Source organism: Paenibacillus sp. P5_B5 (genome assembly GCF_056400365.1).
In genome coordinates this window covers 290,251-309,690 of record NZ_JBFULK010000002.1, presented here as the reverse complement: position 1 = coordinate 309,690, position 19,440 = coordinate 290,251, and the positions used below count along the sequence as shown (strand labels likewise).

At 43.8% G+C, this 19,440-nt stretch carries 16 protein-coding genes; all 16 read right to left on the bottom strand.

Features of this window, described 5'->3' with window-relative positions; translation table 11 throughout:
• Nucleotides 1–92: 92 nt before the first annotated feature.
• Nucleotides 93–3,137 (bottom strand): chondroitinase family polysaccharide lyase, encoded by a 3,045-nt coding sequence (locus AC1DOK_RS04095; RefSeq protein ID WP_477552955.1) that lies wholly within the window; start codon nt 3,135–3,137, stop codon nt 93–95.
• 60 nt (nt 3,138–3,197) lie between these two features.
• Nucleotides 3,198–4,826: an extracellular solute-binding protein gene (locus AC1DOK_RS04090; RefSeq protein WP_477552954.1), complete on the bottom strand. Its 1,629-nt coding sequence runs from the start codon at nt 4,824–4,826 to the stop codon at nt 3,198–3,200.
• 28 nt (nt 4,827–4,854) lie between these two features.
• The gene (locus tag AC1DOK_RS04085; RefSeq protein WP_477552953.1) at nt 4,855–5,742 is read right to left on the bottom strand and encodes a carbohydrate ABC transporter permease; all 888 of its coding nucleotides are present in this window, start codon (nt 5,740–5,742) and stop codon (nt 4,855–4,857) included.
• Between the two features lie 12 nt (nt 5,743–5,754).
• Nucleotides 5,755–6,732, bottom strand: a complete 978-nt coding sequence (locus tag AC1DOK_RS04080) for an ABC transporter permease (protein ID WP_477552952.1) — start codon at nt 6,730–6,732, stop codon at nt 5,755–5,757.
• A gap of 306 nt (nt 6,733–7,038) precedes the next feature.
• On the bottom strand, nt 7,039–9,288 hold the full coding sequence (locus AC1DOK_RS04075; RefSeq protein ID WP_477552951.1) for a helix-turn-helix domain-containing protein: 2,250 nt from the start codon (nt 9,286–9,288) through the stop codon (nt 7,039–7,041).
• Nucleotides 9,289–9,354: 66 nt separating this feature from the next.
• Nucleotides 9,355–10,803, bottom strand: coding sequence for a sulfatase family protein (locus AC1DOK_RS04070; protein ID WP_477552950.1), 1,449 nt, complete (start codon nt 10,801–10,803; stop codon nt 9,355–9,357).
• A gap of 283 nt (nt 10,804–11,086) precedes the next feature.
• Nucleotides 11,087–11,881, bottom strand: a complete 795-nt coding sequence (locus AC1DOK_RS04065; RefSeq protein ID WP_477552949.1) for an SDR family NAD(P)-dependent oxidoreductase — start codon at nt 11,879–11,881, stop codon at nt 11,087–11,089.
• 45 nt (nt 11,882–11,926) lie between these two features.
• Complete coding sequence (locus tag AC1DOK_RS04060) at nt 11,927–13,087, bottom strand: UxaA family hydrolase (protein WP_477552948.1); 1,161 nt, start codon at nt 13,085–13,087, stop codon at nt 11,927–11,929.
• Nucleotides 13,088–13,152: 65 nt separating this feature from the next.
• Nucleotides 13,153–13,464 (bottom strand): UxaA family hydrolase, encoded by a 312-nt coding sequence (locus AC1DOK_RS04055; RefSeq protein WP_477552947.1) that lies wholly within the window; start codon nt 13,462–13,464, stop codon nt 13,153–13,155.
• 47 nt (nt 13,465–13,511) lie between these two features.
• The gene (locus AC1DOK_RS04050) at nt 13,512–13,835 is read right to left on the bottom strand and encodes an L-rhamnose mutarotase (RefSeq protein ID WP_477552946.1); all 324 of its coding nucleotides are present in this window, start codon (nt 13,833–13,835) and stop codon (nt 13,512–13,514) included.
• An 18-nt stretch (nt 13,836–13,853) separates the two neighbouring features.
• On the bottom strand, nt 13,854–14,699 hold the full coding sequence (locus AC1DOK_RS04045) for an amidohydrolase family protein (RefSeq protein WP_477552945.1): 846 nt from the start codon (nt 14,697–14,699) through the stop codon (nt 13,854–13,856).
• A 25-nt stretch (nt 14,700–14,724) separates the two neighbouring features.
• Nucleotides 14,725–15,498 (bottom strand): LutC/YkgG family protein, encoded by a 774-nt coding sequence (locus tag AC1DOK_RS04040; protein WP_477552944.1) that lies wholly within the window; start codon nt 15,496–15,498, stop codon nt 14,725–14,727.
• The gene (locus AC1DOK_RS04035) at nt 15,482–16,936 is read right to left on the bottom strand and encodes a LutB/LldF family L-lactate oxidation iron-sulfur protein (RefSeq protein WP_477553098.1); all 1,455 of its coding nucleotides are present in this window, start codon (nt 16,934–16,936) and stop codon (nt 15,482–15,484) included. Before AC1DOK_RS04035 ends, AC1DOK_RS04040 begins: the two co-directional genes overlap by 17 nt.
• 32 nt (nt 16,937–16,968) lie before the next feature.
• Nucleotides 16,969–17,700 (bottom strand): (Fe-S)-binding protein, encoded by a 732-nt coding sequence (locus tag AC1DOK_RS04030; protein WP_477552943.1) that lies wholly within the window; start codon nt 17,698–17,700, stop codon nt 16,969–16,971.
• 30 nt (nt 17,701–17,730) lie between these two features.
• On the bottom strand, nt 17,731–18,627 hold the full coding sequence (locus AC1DOK_RS04025) for a fumarylacetoacetate hydrolase family protein (protein WP_477552942.1): 897 nt from the start codon (nt 18,625–18,627) through the stop codon (nt 17,731–17,733).
• A gap of 28 nt (nt 18,628–18,655) precedes the next feature.
• Nucleotides 18,656–19,429, bottom strand: a complete 774-nt coding sequence (locus AC1DOK_RS04020) for an SDR family NAD(P)-dependent oxidoreductase (protein ID WP_477552941.1) — start codon at nt 19,427–19,429, stop codon at nt 18,656–18,658.
• Nucleotides 19,430–19,440: the final 11 nt, after the last annotated feature.

Sequence of the window (19,440 nt, the reverse complement as noted above, 5' to 3'; positions counted from 1 at the left end):
ACTTCCTTAAAAAAGTAGATAAATTTACGACAAAAACAAAAAAACTTACGTCATAACAACGTAAGCTTAATCATTTTAAATCTTATGACACCTCAAGTTAGTATACCCTGCGTTAGCTCCAGCTGGACTGGTATCGCATCTTGACAAGTAACAGCGATTAAAGTGGAATGATCTTCGTAGGACATCACTGCCACATGATCCATGTCCTGAATAAGTTTCCATCTGCCCTTCAGTGTGACATGCAGCGTATGCTTCTTGCTATCCGCATGCACCCATGATCTGGAATATACACTGACTTCCACCTGTTGATTCATGTGATCGTACTGGTCCTGCTCTACACCTTCATACAATCGTAAATCAGGATCTACGACACTCAGCTTCAGCTTATCCCCTTCGTTCTGTTCCATGAGCATACAAGGTGTATCAACACTGGCTACAGTTCCAAATTCATAATTCTCACCGCTATCAAAAAGGGCGTATGCCGTAATGCCAGTCGCTCGGTCATGTACGATATGTGCAGCGTTTGTCTGCTCAAGAACTGTGTATGGGGCATTCATTTCTTCCGTCATTTCCTCGGTGAAGCGCTCCATTTGCTCTTGATTCATATCGATGATCATTGCATAACTGTATGTAGCTCCTTGTGGTGCACATCCGTGATCGATCCATGCAGAGGCGAATCTCCCCGACGTATCAGAGTCATTCTTCTGATGCTTGGATAACTGCAAATCCCGCTTCACATACAAGCACTGGCCTTTCGGCACATAATAGCCAACTCCTTGATGATCCAATAGGGAAACAGCATGCTCGCCCCTAAATGTCATCCCAAACTCTACATCCTCCGTGACCTCGACTCCGTTAACGATAGTAGGAATTCCTTGTTCAGGTAGATGTAGCTGGAATAACGTTGTTTCGGTTTGATGATGCATGTCCTTATTCTCAATACCGCTGCCCAAGCAAACGATTTGATTGCCAAAAAAGAAATAGGATTTACGTGCACGATGTGATCCATCATATTTAGGATGCTCATGCAGCTTCATCGCAAACAAGCCGTGACGATTATCTAGGTGAAGTCCACCTGCAAAAGTCTCATCGGATAGCAGCATTTCCTCGAACCCACTAAATGTATCTACATTCCGTACGTTGGAACGCAGCTTGTCAAATGGTTGATGGATCGTCGTCGTTCCCGGCCAACGGTTCCAATCAAAGCCTTCAGCCACATAGCCGCTTGCTTCATTGGAGACAGGATTGCCGTTTTTCATAATTTGAAGGTGACCATACGTGATATATCTGCCATACAAATTACAGTCCAAATACGTTTCATTAGCAAGCAAGTAGCGACTATGCCCGCGTACCCCAGCAAGCCAGTGATCCCGGCGATGAATGGCTAGTGATCCGTAATTCATCGTCCAGTGACCATTCGGCTCTGATTCCGCAGCGATCCCAAGGCTAGCTAACATCTCCGCTGTTTCTCCGTCAGTTCCCTCTTCACGTAATCGTAGATAAGCAGATGCTACCTCTCGGTCAATATCTTCGTTACCATCAGGTTGCCCCGCAAGTGCCATGTAACGATACGGCTCAATGTCTAACCCCCATTTTCCCGTCGGATGCCGTCCTGAAAGGGAGATTAGCCATTCATATTTATTACTATATAATCGCATCATCAGGAGTGCCTTCCGCAGTGTTCGATGAGCAATCTCTTCAACTCGGAACATCGTCCCACTCATCATATAAACGATCGGAGCTACCCCAGTAAATCCACCAATGGCATATGCAGGATAATGATGAACGTGATGGAAGGCGGATCCGTCGATTTTATAGGCTGCACGTAATCCTCGAGCTGGAAGCAGCGAAACGCTCAGCCAATCCCGAAAACGCGCGAGTAATGCCGCCTGTTGCCTTTCATTATTTATCAAAAGAATGCTTGCGAACATGCCCGATAGTGTCGTATTGAACACATCAATATTACCTTCAACTTCACTTAACTCCATGAATATGCGACCGGCCCCACTGTACCAGAACATGGCTTGCTGCATCTGATCGAGTTTACCCGCATTTTGCAGCACGTCTCGCATGAGGAATATCGCAGGATAGTAGTTCAGCAAATTATACCCCAGATGATGAACGGTTCCTTGTGCTGAACCAGTAGCCCAGCCTTGATCAACCATATGATCGGCTAGATCAATGAATATTCTCGCTAGCTCCTTCTGATGTTCTGGCTCCACCGCTTCACAATAAGCAAAAGCTACCGTAAGCATCAATTCCGTAAATTCCTTCACCTGGATGGAATTCGTCAGACGTTTGAGCTCATCCTTACATGCTTTTGGATAATTGTCGAAAAACGGGAGATCCAGAGATCTCCCCTTTATACCCTCGCCTTCCCGTTTGATTCCATAGGAAGCAAACTGTTTACGCAGGTCATCCATGCTGAGTCTTGTAAAAGAAGGTCGTTTATCCCATACATATTGTTCATATCGATTCATAATTCGAGCTATATCGCTTCCATAATTCGTGTTTTCTGGATTTGAATTGCACTGCCAACCACTTTGACGTGCTTCGTCATAAGCATCATGAAACAACTGTAAGCTAAGCCAATGATTGTTCGGACCTACATCCGCTTCAAGGTTTACAAAGGGTACTTGATGGTCGCGTGTCGGAAACCTCGGATCTACAAGCGTTGCCATCATCATTTGATCGAAATATAAGGTCCCCCCCGCAAGTCCATGAGGCGCATGTATATTCAATGTGTTCATATCCAGGGAAGGCGTCCCCTGCATGTCACGCTCATACATCACCCACACAGCCCGCCAGCCCGTGAATGATAGACCCATTGTAAAGAAGCAGTCACAAGATCCATTTCGTCCGAAAATGAATTTCATCTCACCATCTGTGTGCTTTTCGTTATAGATCCACGTGCAGAACGTCATTTTTGCCTGATCACTGCCATTGCTAACAAAAGGGGTAAACCCGATTGCCCCCTCTATCGTCATTATTCCACCTGATGAATAATCCCAACGAAGCGAGCTTTCTCCATCTTTATAGTGTTTTGTGCTTATTTGAAGGGTTGAATTCTTACTGGTTGTAAATGAGCAAGGAAGACCGGTTTCAAAAGAATAGATAACAGCTTGTGGTTGCGTCATATGCATCCCTTCCTTCTTCACATTTGAATAGAGAAAGCTCGATCCTTCTATATGAGATTACTACTTCGCTTTAAACCCATCGTAAGCGTCTTGGTAAATCTTCATCATTTTATCCATGCCCATGTCATTTAACTTCTTGATGTAAGCATCCCATTCTGTATCAATACCACCTTGCAGCAGCCACTTCGCGTATTGCTTCGATACATACGAATCGATATCTGCTAAATACTTCACTAATTCCTCGTTCTCCTCATTTGAGAAATAAATGTTCGGGAAAATATTTTTCTCTTGGAATGGCTTATACAGCGCTTCTAGTGCCTCTTTTTCATTATTTTTGCCTGTAGCAATTATCATCTTATTTACTTCTGGTGTTATGGCGAATAAGGACTTGGAGCCTGGTGATTCCTTATGTCTGAATTCATCACTCGACATACCATCTGGTGCAGGTATTACTTCAAGCTTGCCGTCTGCTGTTTCTTTCAGATTCAATCCAATGACACCTTTATTGGCTTGTGCGCTTATTTTCGGATCGTACATTTGATCTGCCCAACGAATTGTAGCTTCGATATTTTTATTTTTAGACGAAACAGCAAATGCACCTTTACTTAAAATACCGGCATTAAAACGTCCCCAAAGTTGTGATCCATCTGGTCCTTTAAGTGGTGGAAGTGCGATAAAATCAGACTGTTCTGCACCGAAAATCGATGTTAAAGACCAACCGACAAATGCGCCGATGTTCTTCTCTTTGCTCTTCACTTTGGCAAGATACACTTTGTTATCATGTGTGAATGCTTCTTTGTCCATTAAATCCTGTTTAAACAAGCCGTTAAAATATTCGATTGCTTTGCGATATTCTGGTTGAACTGCCGTATAGGTAACCTTATCCTCTTTCATTGCAATATGGTTCAGGTTTGCTGCTTTATCCATGCGGTCCACTAGACCGAATGATCCGAACATTGAGTATAACCCTTGGTTCTGATTGTCATAGCGGAAGGTGAATGGAATCTCATCTTTTTTACCATTTCCGTTCATATCGTTATCTTTGAAGGCCTTAAGAACCTTAGCGAATTCTTCTGTCGTTGTCGGCACAGCAAGTCCAAGCTTGTCCAGCCATGCTTTGTTAATGAATAAAGCATCCTTCGCTGTTGGATAGGTTGTATCAATGGTTGGTAGTGAATAAATATGTCCGTCTGGTGCTGTAAGTTCTTTAACAAAGCTCGGGTTCGCATCTAAAATTTTCTTGAAATTCGGCATTAACTTGTCAATATAACTTTCTAATGGAGCTAACAGCTCTTGAGCGCCGTTCTTTAACACTTCATTATTTTGTAAAATATAGTGACCATAGAAAGCGTCTGGCAATTCGTTGCTTGCAAATAACAGGTTGATTTTCTCTGCCAAACTGGTATCTGGGATTAGTTCCCAGTCCACTTTTACGTTCGTCTTAGCTTCTAGATCTTTAAAGAACTGCATTTCCGCAAAGTTTTTCGTCGTTGCCGCTTTACCGCCAACCATTTTTAATGTCACGGCTTCTTTCACAATAGGTAATCCAGTTGCATTGAAATTACCGTCAACCTTGCCACCCGAACCCGAAGAGGCACCATCACCATTACTATTACTACATGCAGATAACGTAAGTGCAGAAGCCATCATAATGGTAAGCATTGTTTTACCTACTACTCTTTTCTTCATCGTCTTATCCCCTTTGTTTACATAATGGTTAACCTTTAACAGAGCCAATCATAACCCCTTTGACGAAATACTTTTGCATAAACGGGTACAACACGAGTACCGGCAAAGATGAGATTATAATCACACCATATTTCATCAAGTCGGAAATTTGCTGCTGAGCAACAACATCCGTCATGTCGAGGTTCATCGATTCAGACACTTCATTAGAAATGAGGATGGATCGTAAAATTATTTGTAACGGAAACAAGTTATCATCTCTTAAATAAATGAGTGCATTGAAGTATGAATTCCAATGACTAACAGCACTGAATAATACCATCACTGCAACAATCGGCAATGATAAGGGAAGTACGATTCTGAGGAAAAACCTCGTGTTCGAGCAGCCATCCACTTTAGAGGCTTCGAGCAGTTCATTCGGTATTGTTGCCTGGAAAAAGGTCCGTGTAATGATGATGTTGTAGGCAGATACTGCATTCGGGATTACAAGCGCCCACATCGTGTTAAGCATCCCTAAATTCTTAACGAGCAAGTAATTAGGAATCAAGCCTCCACTGAAAAACATCGTGAATACGATAATCAACATGAACATGTTACGGCCAGCTAAATCGGCTCGAGAGAGCGCATACCCAGCTGTCAAAACCAATACAACGTTAATAGATGTTCCAACTACTGTATACAGTATGGAGTTAGAGAAACCTCGCCAAATACTAGCCTCTCTAAAAATTCTTAGATACCCCTCGAATGAAACCTCTTTGGGCAGCAGCCATAAATTACCTGAGTTCACGAGATCAGGACTGGAGAACGAAGCGATAATGATAAAGTAAAGCGGATACAAAACGATTAAAACAATGATGCTAATAATCACGATGTTAAAAAAGTCAAAAATTTTATCTCCTCTGGACCGTGTCGTAACCACCAATTTTCCTCCTTACCATAAGCTGTTCTGTTTCATACGCTTTGCAAAGGTGTTGACTAGAATAAGAAGAATGAAGTTGATAAGTGAATTAAATAAACCAATTGCAGTTGAATAACTGTATTGCGCTTTAATAAGCCCCATTTTGTATACATAGGTCTGAATAACTTCGGAAGAATCCAGATTAAGCGGGTTTTGCATCAAATATATTTTCTCGTAACCAGATCCCATGAAATGACCAATTTGCAAAATCAGCAAAATCATAATCGTCGGCATAATTGCCGGGATATCAATGTGCCAAATACGTTTAAGCTTACTTGCTCCGTCCATGCAAGCCGCTTCATGCAAATCTGGACTTACACCCGTTAGTGCTGCCAAATAAATGATCGTCGCCCAGCCCATGTTTTGCCAAACGCCAGAGAAAACAAAAATGGATTTAAACCAATCATTCTCCGCCATAAAGAATACGGGATTCCCACCAAAAAACTCGATAGCTTCATTTACTAAGCCGTTCTGCGGTGATAAAAATAACTTCAGCATACCGACAATAACAACGATCGAAATAAAATGCGGCGCGTACGTGACAGTCTGAACAAACTTCTTGAACTTCGTGTTACGGATCTGATTAATCATGAGTGCCAATATGATCGGAATTGGGAACGCTACTAATAATTCATAGAGGCTAATACCCAGTGTGTTTTTCATAACCACCCAGAACTGATCCGAAGAGAAGAATCGCTCAAAATGTTCAAATCCGACCCACTCACTTCCTCCAATTCCTTTTCCTGCAACGAAGTTCTTAAATGCAATTTGCACCCCGTAAATAGGAAAGTAGTGGAAAATAATGAAATAGAGCATCGTCGGTAGTAGAAGTAAATACAACTCGTAATTTGCGAGCATGTTTTTGAATTTACTTCGTTTCTTTACTTGCCTGACTAGTTGCTTGCTATAGACCGATCTTTGCACTGTTGCTGCATCTTCCTGATGTGCCATCTACTCTCACCCACTTTGCAATATCGTTAAAGCGCTTTCAGCTTCAACATTTGAAGTATGTCTTGTCTGCCCTTATTAAAGCAAAATAGGAATGGGTTTGAATATAAGCGATATCCATTGTAGATCAGTCAAATTTGCACTTTGTAGGTAAGACGCGCCTTTCAAGGCACATGCATAGGCTAAATTTGCACTGTTCATGGATGACATATGCAGCCAAGTTGAAACGCCTTCGGCATCCTTTAATAGGATGATGGGCGTTTCTGCGAGAAAAAAACCCGGCCTATTGGCCGGGAGTTACAATATACTTTACTCTTCATATAATTTGCGGTATTCACCAGGGGTCATGCCAACCTGTTTTTTGAATTTGCGAATGAAGCTAGAACTGTCACTATAGCCAATTTGCTGAACGATGTCCTTTAAAGAATCATTTCCTTCTTTGAGCATTTTTTTGGCCTGTTCAATACGAACTTCATTCAAGAAATCCGATACATTCATTTGCGTCTGTTCTTTAAAAATCCGACTTACATAAGACATCGAAAGCGAGAAGTGATTCGCCAATTGCTGAACAGAAAAATTATAATCGCTATAGTGCTCATGTATATACTGCTTCATATTATCAATGGTTTGTTCCGATCTAGGTACAGCTCGTTCCACAATTGCTTGACATAAATCGGCACATAGATTATTCATTAGTAGCGCCAACTCTTTGACAGTATCAAACGTCATAATCGATAAAATATCCGGGTACTGCTTAGTGTTAAGCGAGCTCTGGTCATCCATTGCACCAAACACTGTATTAATCATATCAAAACAAACACATCTCGCAGCGAACAAGGTTGTTTGCTTCTGCTCTAGGCTTGCAGCAATGTTATTAATTACTTCCGTAATTTTATCCGTATTTCCCTGTTTAATTAATCGCTCCAGCTGGGCCATCTCTTCACGGAAGTTCCAACGACCCGCCATCATATCACCGGCTACATCCTGAAAATAAATCGTTGTATTGTTCCCTCTTATAAATTTGTAATCAAGCGCAGTTGCAGCTTCAATATATGAAATACCAACTTCACCCACAGTTTTGTACATTTTTCCGATCCCAACTGTCATCTGTATACCATGCTCTTGCTGGATATGATGTCTCATTGTTTGAATCCAATCATCAATAGATAAGGAGATTTCTTCCGAACCAAGTAGCATTACAAACTTGCCCGGCTCTACCTGATCCTTCCCATATCCCTCGTAATCACTAGGCAGACAGCCCATAAATTCGTTCATTAATTGCCGTTTTAGCTCAGGTCCTACTGTTGAGAACTGAACCATAACGACACCTATATACGTTTTCATAAGCGTAACGTCAATTGCTTCTCCTTCTTCATTAAAAGCTTGACGATCCTCATATTGACCACTGAGCAACCGGTACAATACATGCTCCTTAACCGCATCTTTACTTTCCAACCACTTTCGATCAAGCTGCGAATGTGATTCACCCATTTGATGAATAACCTTACGAACTGTCTCGAGCTCATTTTGCTGTCTCGACTGCTTACCCCACGTATACTCAGCTAATTGTACAAGTTTACGAATCGGATTATAGTTCAGCACCATTACGACGTAAATGAGCACACTTCCGACAAATAATATGAGAATTAGCGAATTAAACCAGCGGCTTTTCATCTCGATGACAGGACTTAGCGCCTCATCTCTGGGAATCATCATCATATACGTCCATCCGGTCAGCTCGGATTTCACATACGAGACAATATACTGCTCATTGTCAATCTTCATTGTTACAGCTAATTGGTTATCGCCATCCTTCAGCAAATCACCTAGAAATGTAGGCGATTCAAGATACGAGGCATCCTTCAGTGCTGTAATCCGATTACCCGCTTGATCAAATATGATCGTATTACCTAATTTAGACCGCTGCATCTCTTTATCGTTCAGCATAGCGTGGAGTGTATTCTCTTTGATGAGAAAAAGAACCGTTCCAGTGGGATTAAAGCTATTGAAAGGAATCGGAACAATATAGTTTAAATAACGATCTGTCTCATCCACCGCTCCAATAACTGACTCTACCGGCCTCACAATTGGCTTCGTGCTTGTATTCATATCCGCAGCGAATTGTTTCCCATTCCAGTGGGTAAATGGATAGACTTCCTGATTAAACGTTGTAAGTGAATACGTACTTTGCGCTGAATACAGCATATCCTTATTTCGAATATAAAGAAGCATTTGATGAATAAAATGATTAGCCGCCTTATAATCAAGTATATTTTTTGCCAAATAGGCTTGGTAAAATCCTTGACTAAACGCATAAGGGGTCAATTCTGGATCAACCCCGATTTGTGCGGATATTCGATTCATTTCCACTAATTTCGACTCGATGTTCTCTTGCATACGATCGAGGGTATCTGCATGAGAAACCGCGATTTTTTCATATAAGTTCTTCGAAATTTGTTTATATCCAACGACACCAAGCAAAACCATTGGAATCATAAGTATGAGGATATAAGAACTGAGATATTTATAAAATATAGGTTTATTCCATAATGCTCTCAATCTGTCTATCCCCCCCATTCTAAATGGTAAATACCTTTGAAAGGGTTTCATGCCCTTCTCTTTCTCCTAGTCAAGCTCAAATGGATCGTGAATACTTCTCAGCCAAACACCCAGCTTCTCCTCGAAATGCGCTGCTAGGGGATTCTCTTCTGCTGTCTTTAAAGCTAGGGGATTCATTTGATAGGGATCGTTTACTAAATCATAAAGAAGTCTTTGGACAGACTCACCTGGCGCATAGCCTTTATGAACAACATAGGTATACTGTTTCGTTCTCACACTTCGCCACCCATAAGCACGATTATCCAGCCCAGCCTCTGCAAAAGCATCCATGGCATTTTTCGTACCAGGGTATGCACTTAAGTATGCTTCATTTGCTTTCTCAACAAGCACTGTATCATTTGTTTTCTTATCGCTACCTTGAAGTGGCCGTAACAACGCTGCGAAATTCGTTCCCTCTACCTGCTCAGGTACATCTTGTCCCATAAGTCCAAGTAAAGTGGGCATCATATCGACCGTATTGAGTACGATATCACTTTGGCCTGCTTGCAGCCCTTGTGGCCACCGAATCATAAGTGGGACACCAATTGATTCTTCGTGCCAAGAATGTTTGGCCATCAAACCGTGCGCACCCATTAATTCTCCATGATCAGCCGTCAACACGACAATTGTATTGTCCAGAATACCCTGCTTCTTTAATTCATTCATTACTATTTCAAAATGCTCATCGATTCCAGTGATCGCTGCATAATAATCTTTCATGTATTGTTTCAAGTTCTCATCACCGCCAGGAATCGTACCCCCAGTATGCACACTCAGTTCATCTGACTGCACGTTCGGACGGAACGTCAACTCGCTGTGCTCATACATTTGTTTATATCGCTCAGGTACTTGATCAAAGGGGCTATGTGGCGGATTCCAAGATAAGAACATAGCAAACGGCTTTTCCTTATTTCTCTCACGTAAAAAATCAAGCGCTACATCCGTTTCATGCTCCACGGACCATTCGTTTACCTGAATCATGTCCGGCGTTTCTTTCCAATAATGAGGCGTCATGTGTTCATCATACGCACCATACGAATACCAGAAATCAAAACCATGCCGTTTCGGCCCAGGTGGCGTATAAGCATCCCAGTGACGTGCGCCTGATATTGGCTCTAAACTAACATTTTGCTCAGGTAAGTCCAGATGCCATTTCCCTATATAGCCCGTCTCGTAACCTGCTGATTTAAGTACATCTCCAATACAAACTTCTTCTGGCTGCAGCATTAACTCCGCACCGAGCTTACAGTTCGTGTAGACGCCTGTCGACAGCGAATATTTTCCCGTCAATAATGACGCTCTTGCTGGTGAACATAGTGGAGTACATGACACCGCATGATCAAACACGACTCCTTCTCGTGCGAATGCATCGATATTCGGAGTATACACCCTCTCTTCTCCGGCAAAGCCAACAGCGCTTCTACGCCACTGATCAGCAAAAATATACAATAGATTGGGTTTTGCAATTTGGTTCATGATACAAGCTCCTCTCAACGCTTAGCATTTTAAGCGCTTACATGTCGAAAAATATTTGTTATGAAGTCATTATTTTATAATATAACTATCCATGTGTCTATGATTATGCTTGCTATTTAGACAATTCTACCTTTTTTTCGACAAACATAATTAAATAACTATCGACCACGCAAGATGAAACGGTTTCACCGTCTTTATAAAGACGAGCTCGTTTCGTAAGGTATATCAAAAAAAGCCGAGCCAGGTGCTTACCCTGAACTCAGCTCTTGTGACTATTTAGGAACTAATGCTCCATATGATCTTCTGGTTGTGCAGCCTTGACAGATAAACCACCGTCAACCATCAGCAGATGGCCATTAATCTGCATCGCTTCATCCGAAGCAAGGAATACAACGGCATCGCCGATTTGACGCGCTGTTCCTAGACGTTTCATCGGATTAGCCTCGATCTCACGATCATAAATGGTCTGGTCAGCCAAGTAATCACGGCACATTTCGGTGTCCACTGTACTCGGTCCAACTCCATTGACGTTAATATTGTATTTACCAAGCTCGATCGCCATACCCTTAGTCAGCATATGTGCTGCGGCTTTGGATGATTGATAATGGGGAATAACAGGACTTGTTACAACTAAGCTTGCTGTGGACAATATATTAATGATTTTTCCATAACGACGCTCAATCATGCCTTTGGCAGCAAGCTGTGACGCGAGGAAAATCGATTTTACATTCGTATTATAGGTGCGATCCCAAGTCTCCTCCGTTACATGCAAAAAGGACTCGAATGGCGCAATCCCCGCATTGTTCACTAGAATCTCAACAGGTCCAAGCTCCTCTTCCACTCTCTGAAACATCGCTTCAACAGAAGCTTTGTAACCAACATCGGCTTGAATCGTAATTGCCTTGCATCCTAGTGCTTCCACCTTTGCCTTGATCTCAGCCGATAGTTCACGTGAGCTATCTGAACGGAACACAATCGCAACATGTGCGCCTTCTTCCGCAAGCCGCAGCACAATGGCCTCGCCAATCCCTTGACTTCCTCCAGTAACTAGCGCAACGCGGTTTTCTAATCTTTTCATCCCACTATCCCTCCAAAATGTAAGTATCGCGTCCTGCTTCTCATCCTACAAACTAGGCCCAATTCGGTTAATGCTGAACTCCTGATGACCGAGTACTTCTGCCTTCGTCAAATTACCTTCCGCTACGCTCTGAATTTCCTTCCAGATTAAATCTCCTGCCGCTTCTAAGCTGAGTGTACCAGCGAGCATATCACTGACATCGACATCCATATTGTCTGACATGCGCTCGAACATCACCTTGTTTCCTGTGATCTTGATGACCGGTATTACCGCAGCTCCAGTCGGCGTTCCGCGACCTGTTGTAAAGCACACGATATGAGCGCCACCTGCTGCCATACCCGATACGCATTCGATATCATTTCCTGGGGAATCCATAAAATAGAGTCCCTTATCCGGAATAGCCTCCGCATATTCAATGATGCCTTCGATTGGCGCTGTTCCACACTTACTGATACAACCAAGTGATTTTTCCTCAATTGTAGAAAGTCCCCCTGCAATATTACCTGGACTCGGGTTACCCCCACGCATATCCGCACCCATACGTTCTACTTCCTTTTCAAAACGATCCACAATGCTGTACAGCCTTTCTTCAATTGCTTCCGTTCTACAGCGCTGCGCAAGCACATGCTCAGCCCCAATAATTTCTGTTGTCTCGCCAATCACGATGCTTCCACCGGTAGCAATTACTTCATCAGCTGCAACGCCTAGCGCTGGATTCGAAGCGAGTCCAGATGTCGCATCCGATCCCCCACACTTAACCCCTACTTTTAACTTGCTAAATGGGACGGGAACCTTCTCTAGTAAGTCGAGCTCACTTCGCATTTTGCGAGCTAGTTCTACCCCATGTTGAATGGCTTTAACCGACCCACCTACGGACTGAATATCAAAAACCTCAACTGGTTTTCCTGTTGCCCTAATCGCTTCCGCAAGTGCAATTGGATCAACAACTTCACATCCTAGACTAATAATGATGACTCCACCAACATTCGGATTTTTACCTGTACCTGCAAGTACATCGAATGTCCTGGTCTTATCTGCACCGATCTGACTGCAGCCATGCTGATGCGGAATCGCCACTGTATCCGATACCATCTGCATGATGCGATTGCACACCTGATTAGAGCAGATGACCGTTGGAATAATTAATAAATGATTGCGAATCCCTATATCACCATTTGCCCTCTGGTAACCCATGAACGTTGTCATAATCTGACCTCCCCTAAGTTTCACGTTAAATGCCTGCTACAACTAGACACCTGTTACACGATCCATCACCTTGCTTGATCTCCGCGACCTCTGATGCCTTCAATATTATGAATGTGTACATGTGCTCCTTGTGCAATATCACTGCTCGATAACCCGATGACTTCGCCATACTTACGTACCTGAGTATCTTTGCTAATGTTCGATAGTGCCATTTTATGTCCAAAAGGAATCGGGTCAACCAGGGTTAGCGCATGCATCACTTCACCTTTACGATAGTGAATCGTTTCGCCTGCTGTCATTTCCCTTAATGCTGTCGCGACGTGATCCTTTTCATCCATTACAAGGGCATCCGCGCCCGCTTGAATATGTCCCGCCATTGTTCTGCACCACCTTGTATTTTGTGTGATCAATTAATTGCATATGGCTAGTCTGTATGGAAGAATTCTTCCATATTAGCCCACCATTCTCCATCACTTCTTGTTTCAAGTGGTTCTTGACAAGGTTCACATAGCTCCCACCACTTCTGCGTAGTAGGGTCCGCTGCCATGATTGCCATATCTGCTTCATAATCCTCTCCGATATATTCAAAATAACTAAATAAATAACCATCCTTATAATAAATTGAATAATTCTGAATATTGCAGGCCTTAATCATCTTCAACACATCAGGCCACACGGTTGCATGCAATCTTTTGTACGCCTCCACTTTCTCTGGCCTTACTCTGATCACGCTGCCATAACGTTTCATTGCACATGTCTCCTTCGGTTAATCGATCTTATAAAATGCCGCTGCTGTACCACCTAACACAGCGTCAATTTCAGCCTGAGAATAGCCGGATAAGGCTCGATTCGTTTCATTCCACACCTTCGCATAATCGCCTGCTAATAGGGCTACAGGCCAGTCACTCCCGAACATACAGCGTTCAGCTCCGAACAGCTGGATCGCTTTATCGATATGAGGTTTAATATCCTGAAATGTCCAATGGATTGGATCAGCCATGGCGGTGTTCAAACCAGATATTTTGGCATATACATTCGGATGCTTGGAGGCATCACTTAGTTCTCTTTCCCATTGCTCAAGTTGATCCGTTTGCAAAGGCGGCTTGGCTAGATGGTCGATAACCATCTTCAGATCTGGCACTTTCGAAGCAATCGTCGGTATATGCTTCAGATGATTAGGAAACACAGCAACAACATCAAAGGTCATGTTCATCGATGCAAGCACCTGTAAGCTTGCAATCACTTCATCCTGTACGACCCAATCCGGGTCCTTCTCTTCATGGATGAGGTGCCGAACTCCTTTGAAAACGGGATTCTTCGCATATTGCTTGAGCATCCGCTCCGCTTCATCCGGCTTGTTCAGGGGCACCCAACCGACAACGGCACCAATCCAATCATAACGATCTGCTGTACCGAGCATATAAGATGTATCTTCATAAGAGTCCATCGCCTGAACGATCACGGTTTTATTTATGCTTGCTACCTTAATCTGCGGTTCCAATTCGGCTGCCTCAAACGTACGATAGATAGGGCCAAATGCAGGGACGAGCCAAGGATACTCGACTTGATCCAAATTCCAAAAGTGCTGATGCGCATCAATTCTAATCGTCACTGGGTAATCACCTCATCCGTTCCTTTTATTCAATAATCACGGCATAAACTTTCCCAGGTCCGTGAATACCAATCGTCAGATCGTTCTCAATATCTGCACTTCGACTAGGTCCTGTGATCAAGTTAATCGAAGATGGCATATGTTCAGACTGCGGGTAATTCTCCCGCACCTCCGCAAAAACTTCCCCCATACGTGTCACGATTTGATCCGCTCGGAATATGGCAAACAAGATACTCGGCAGCAAACTAACCGAGCGTCCTCTCCCTCCATGTGCAAGCAGAGCAAGTGTGCTCGTATTTGATATCGCATAGTCTGGGAACACGATGCCCATTTGGCACTTCTCAGCCGCACGCAGTAGCGAGCTTCGCTTCGTCCAATTGGAGGGTTTCTCATCTGTCACAGCTGTGTCAAGCTCCTGCTCTCTCCAAGCTACTAACTCGATCCCTGCTTCACGCAGTCCCTCATCTAATTGCAAAGCAAGTAGACTCTCATGTTCCCAGCGCACGATTCGCGAAACTTCCAGTTCTGCAGTTACTTCCTTGAGATACGCACCTATAGCTTTAGAAGCTTCGGCTTCTTTAACGACCAATACTTTTCCATTCAACGCTTGCCAGTTATGCATAAATTGCAGTACCTTTTCATCCTGTGTCTGCTTGATCGCCGTATAAGCTTCTGGCACTCCCCGATTTGGGTGCGCTGGAGGAATCACGAGCGGTGCTGGGCGACCCAGTCTATTCGCAACATGCTGCATAAAAGCATCCCGACCTGCAATCGTTCCACGTTCACTCACTATGCTCATCCTCCTTCGGAACCCATTTCGCATCTTGTTGCAATTCCTGCTGCAAGGCTGCCCATTTATCTCGAAAGGCTTGTTTGGGTTTCATTGGCATAAATCTCGACTTCGTCCAACCGGTTAAAGGTCCGATTCCCTTCTTGATTTGCCCGCCTCTGACCAGTGGCTTTTGCAAATAATAAGCCGCCTTTGTAGCTAGGCGATACATGTTCACATGGCCAAAAGCAATCTTAAATCCTTTAAATGCCATACGTTCTGCAATAGGTGTCAGCTTAAGCTGTACCCGCTTATGACGAAGCTCTACGAGCATATCGTGCAGTGGAATTTTGACCGGACACGCTTCGTAACACGCTCCGCATAAACTTGAGGCGTACGAAAGCTCGCCTGCTTCCTTCATATCCTGCTGCAGTAGTGGCGTTAACACAGCTCCGATTGGTCCGCTGTAGACGGAGCCATATGTATGCCCACCAATATGCTTGTATACAGGACATACGTTTAGGCAGGCCGCACAACGAATACAATGCAGCACCTCTTGAAACTTCGGATCGCCGAGCTGCTCCGAACGACCATTATCGAGAATAATCAGATGGAATTCTTCTGGTCCGTCCAAATCGCCTTCGCGCCTTGGGCCCGTGATGAATGATGTGTAAGTCGTTAACTTCTGTCCTGTCGCACTGCGAGCGAGCAGATTCAACATCACCTCAACGTCATCCAGAGTCGGAACAAGTCGCTCCATTCCCATAATAGCAACATGTGCTTTGGGCAGCGTCGTCACCATACGTGCATTGCCTTCATTAGATACAAGCGTAATGGAACCCGTCTCAGCGATACCAAAATTACAGCCTGTAAGTCCAATATCTGCTTCAAGAAAATATTGCCGCAGCTTGCCCTTCGCGTATCCTGCCAGTTCTTTCGTTACAGGTTCAAGATGCTCACCAGATGCTTCTGAGAATAAATCAGCGATTTGCTGCTTGTTTTTATGAATAGCCGGAATAATTAAGTGCGAAGGTGTTTCTTTGGCTAATTGCAAAATATACTCGCCCAAATCCGTCTCAATCGCCTCGATTCCGACTTCCTCCAGACGATAATTCAGATGGATCTCTTCCGAAACCATGGACTTGCCCTTAGCGACTAATTTGGCTTTACGCTTCTCCGCAATCTCGAGAAAAACTTGAACAGCTTCTTCCCCTGTCCGGCAAAAGTATACATGACCACCAGCATTCGCCACATTATCTGTGAACTGCGTTAAGTAATAGTCCAGATTGGAAATCGTATGTTCCCTAATGGCTCTGCCACGTTCTCGCCAATCTTCCCAGTTACCGAACTCATCCATCGCGTTCAGCCGACCTGTGCGAAGCTTATCCGTCGTAAATGCGACCGCTTTACGTAGAAATTCATCCTTAAGCGCAATTTCAGTTCGTCTATGCAGACCACTTCCGATCATCGCCAGTTCATCTTGTTCTCCTGCTTTAAGCGTCAAGGCTTCTTCACTCCTTCCTCCAGCAGCTGCGCAAGATGCATCACTCGAATTGCTTTTCCTTCTTTATTCAAGCAGCCTTCAATATTCATGAGGCAGCCCATATCGATCCCGACTAGCACTTCTGCTGAAGTAGCGCTGACGTTAGCCGCTTTCTGGCACACCATCGCCTCCGACATATCCGCCATCTTGATCGCGAACGTACCCCCGAACCCACAGCAATCTTCTTTTTCTGGCAGGTCGATATACTCTAACCCTTGCACATGTTGCATCAGTTCGAGCGGTTCCTCTTTAACCCCAAGTAGTCGAGAACCGTGACATGAGGGATGATAAGTGACTTTATGCGCGAAAGTTGCTCCTACGTCCTTGATACCAAGCACATTGACTAGAAACTGAGAGAACTCATAAGTTTTTGCAATCAGCGCTTCTGCCTTGTTAAACCACTCCGGCTCATCAGCGAACAAACTTGGATAGTAATGATGAACCATACCGGTGCATGAACCGGAAGGTGATACGACGTAGTCACTATGCTCAAAAGCCCGGATGAGATTACGAGCCACTTCCCTCGCTTCTTCCTGATATCCGCTATTAAAAGCAGGCTGCCCACAGCAAGTCTGTGTTTCTGGAAAATCCACCGTGCACCCATACCTATGCAATAACCGCACAACGCTTTCCCCGACCTCAGGATACAGTTGATCCGCTAGACAGGTAATAAAAAGTGAAACCTTCATGCTGCAAGCCCTCCTTCCTCTGTTGCAAAATTATTCCTTCACCATGCGGTTCGTAAGGCTACCCAGCTTCTCAATTTCAATCGTTACGATGTCACCATCTTGCAGATAAACTTGCTTCTCAAGTGGATAACCAAGCACGACACCCTCCGGCGTTCCTGTGAGAATAATGTCTCCAGGTACTAATGTCATGTGTTGTGAGATGTAGCTGACAATATAATCACAATGGAAAATCATATCCGACGTATTCGAGCTCTGTCTGACCTCTCCGTTCACTTTGCAACTGATGCTTAGTTGATTCGGATCTCCAACTTCATCCGCAGTTACGAGGTAAGGACCAAGCGGACTAAACCCGTCGCATGACTTACCCAGCAGCCATTGATGCGTGCGAAGCTGTAGATCACGAGCAGATAAGTCGTTGACATTGCAATAACCAAATACATGACTAAGCGCATCTTCCTGAGACACATATTTAGCTGTTTTGCCGATTACAATCACAAGTTCTGCCTCATAATCGACTTTCGTAGAAACCTTCGGAAGCGCAATATCCTGGTTAGGAGCAGAGATTGTATTATTGAATTTGTTAAAAAGAATCGGATAAGCCGGAATCTCTGCACTCGTTTCTTCTGCATGTTTGCGGTAGTTCAGGCCAACACAAATTATTTTGTTCGGACGAGTTACACAAGGACCGTAGGTTATTGTCGATTCATCAAGCACACATTGTGCCTGTAGCTTTGAATCAGCTAGTACGGTTGCTACTAAGTCCTGAATTCCACCTACCACTTGGGAGTCTCCCTCAATGACATCGTGAATATCAAGTGCTACGGCTTGCCCTGTAAGCTCAGATGCTTTGGCTAAATCGACGACACCTGCATCTACTTTTATACCTAAAGTTAATTGATTATCTCTTTGGAAATTCAGTAATTTCATTATAAATTCGCTCCTTTGAGGTTATTATTTAAGCATTCTTACCAAATACAACGCCGCCGTCGATGTACAGAGGGGAACCCATCATGAATTTGGATTCATCTGAAGCAAGGAACAGCGCCGCCTTAGCAACATCCTCTGGTCGGCCGAGATCACCGCTTAATTGGCGTTTTTTCAGCGATTCAAATGCTTCCTCTGGATTGTCGTAGGAGTTCCTTAAGTAATTTTCTACGAATGGCGTTAGAATCGTTCCTGGTAGGAGTGCATTCACACGTATATTGTAGGGAGCATAATCGACTTGCATGGATTTGGTCAGTGCTAGTATGGCTCCTTTAGTAGCTGCATAGGAAGCACGAACTGCAAGGCCGATCTCAGCAATACAAGAGGACATGTTAATAATCGAGCCATTCTTCCGTTCCATCATATAAGGAAGTACGTATTTAGAAGGCAGATATACCCCATTAATGTTCACATTCATTACGCGATTCCACACTTCAGGCTCCACTTCATGTAACGCGCCAACTCCGCTAATACCCGCATTGTTAAACAAGACATCGATCTGGCCGAACTGCTCAATAACCGCTTCTACCATTGATTTCACATATTCGGGATTCGTCACATCCGCTTGAATGAACGTTGATTGCCCGCCAGCAGCCTTAATCTCATCCGTTGTTTCTTGCCCTTTCACCGCGTCCAAGTCATTCACGATGACTGTCGCACCTTCCTGCCCAAATAATAGCGCCGTAGCTTTTCCAATACCTGATCCAGAGCCTGTAATCATGATTATTTTGTCCTGTAAACGCATACAAACACTCC

Excerpts from the sequence above, each read along its gene's own strand:
- AC1DOK_RS04030 (WP_477552943.1), bottom strand. The coding sequence starts at position 17,700 with ATGAAGGTTTCACTTTTTATTACCTGTCTAGCGGATCAACTGTATCCT.
- AC1DOK_RS04035 (WP_477553098.1), bottom strand. The coding sequence starts at position 16,936 with ATGATCGGAAGTGGTCTGCATAGACGAACTGAAATTGCGCTTAAGGAT.
- AC1DOK_RS04060 (WP_477552948.1), bottom strand. The coding sequence starts at position 13,087 with ATGACAACGTTCATGGGTTACCAGAGGGCAAATGGTGATATAGGGATT.
- AC1DOK_RS04050 (WP_477552946.1), bottom strand. The coding sequence starts at position 13,835 with ATGAAACGTTATGGCAGCGTGATCAGAGTAAGGCCAGAGAAAGTGGAG.
- AC1DOK_RS04020 (WP_477552941.1), bottom strand. The coding sequence starts at position 19,429 with ATGCGTTTACAGGACAAAATAATCATGATTACAGGCTCTGGATCAGGT.
- AC1DOK_RS04055 (WP_477552947.1), bottom strand. The coding sequence starts at position 13,464 with ATGGCGGGACATATTCAAGCGGGCGCGGATGCCCTTGTAATGGATGAA.
- AC1DOK_RS04065 (WP_477552949.1), bottom strand. The coding sequence starts at position 11,881 with ATGAAAAGATTAGAAAACCGCGTTGCGCTAGTTACTGGAGGAAGTCAA.
- AC1DOK_RS04025 (WP_477552942.1), bottom strand. The coding sequence starts at position 18,627 with ATGAAATTACTGAATTTCCAAAGAGATAATCAATTAACTTTAGGTATA.
- AC1DOK_RS04080 (WP_477552952.1), bottom strand. The coding sequence starts at position 6,732 with ATGGCACATCAGGAAGATGCAGCAACAGTGCAAAGATCGGTCTATAGC.
- AC1DOK_RS04095 (WP_477552955.1), bottom strand. The coding sequence starts at position 3,137 with ATGACGCAACCACAAGCTGTTATCTATTCTTTTGAAACCGGTCTTCCT.
- AC1DOK_RS04070 (WP_477552950.1), bottom strand. The coding sequence starts at position 10,803 with ATGAACCAAATTGCAAAACCCAATCTATTGTATATTTTTGCTGATCAG.
- AC1DOK_RS04040 (WP_477552944.1), bottom strand. The coding sequence starts at position 15,498 with ATGAGCATAGTGAGTGAACGTGGAACGATTGCAGGTCGGGATGCTTTT.
- AC1DOK_RS04090 (WP_477552954.1), bottom strand. The coding sequence starts at position 4,826 with ATGAAGAAAAGAGTAGTAGGTAAAACAATGCTTACCATTATGATGGCT.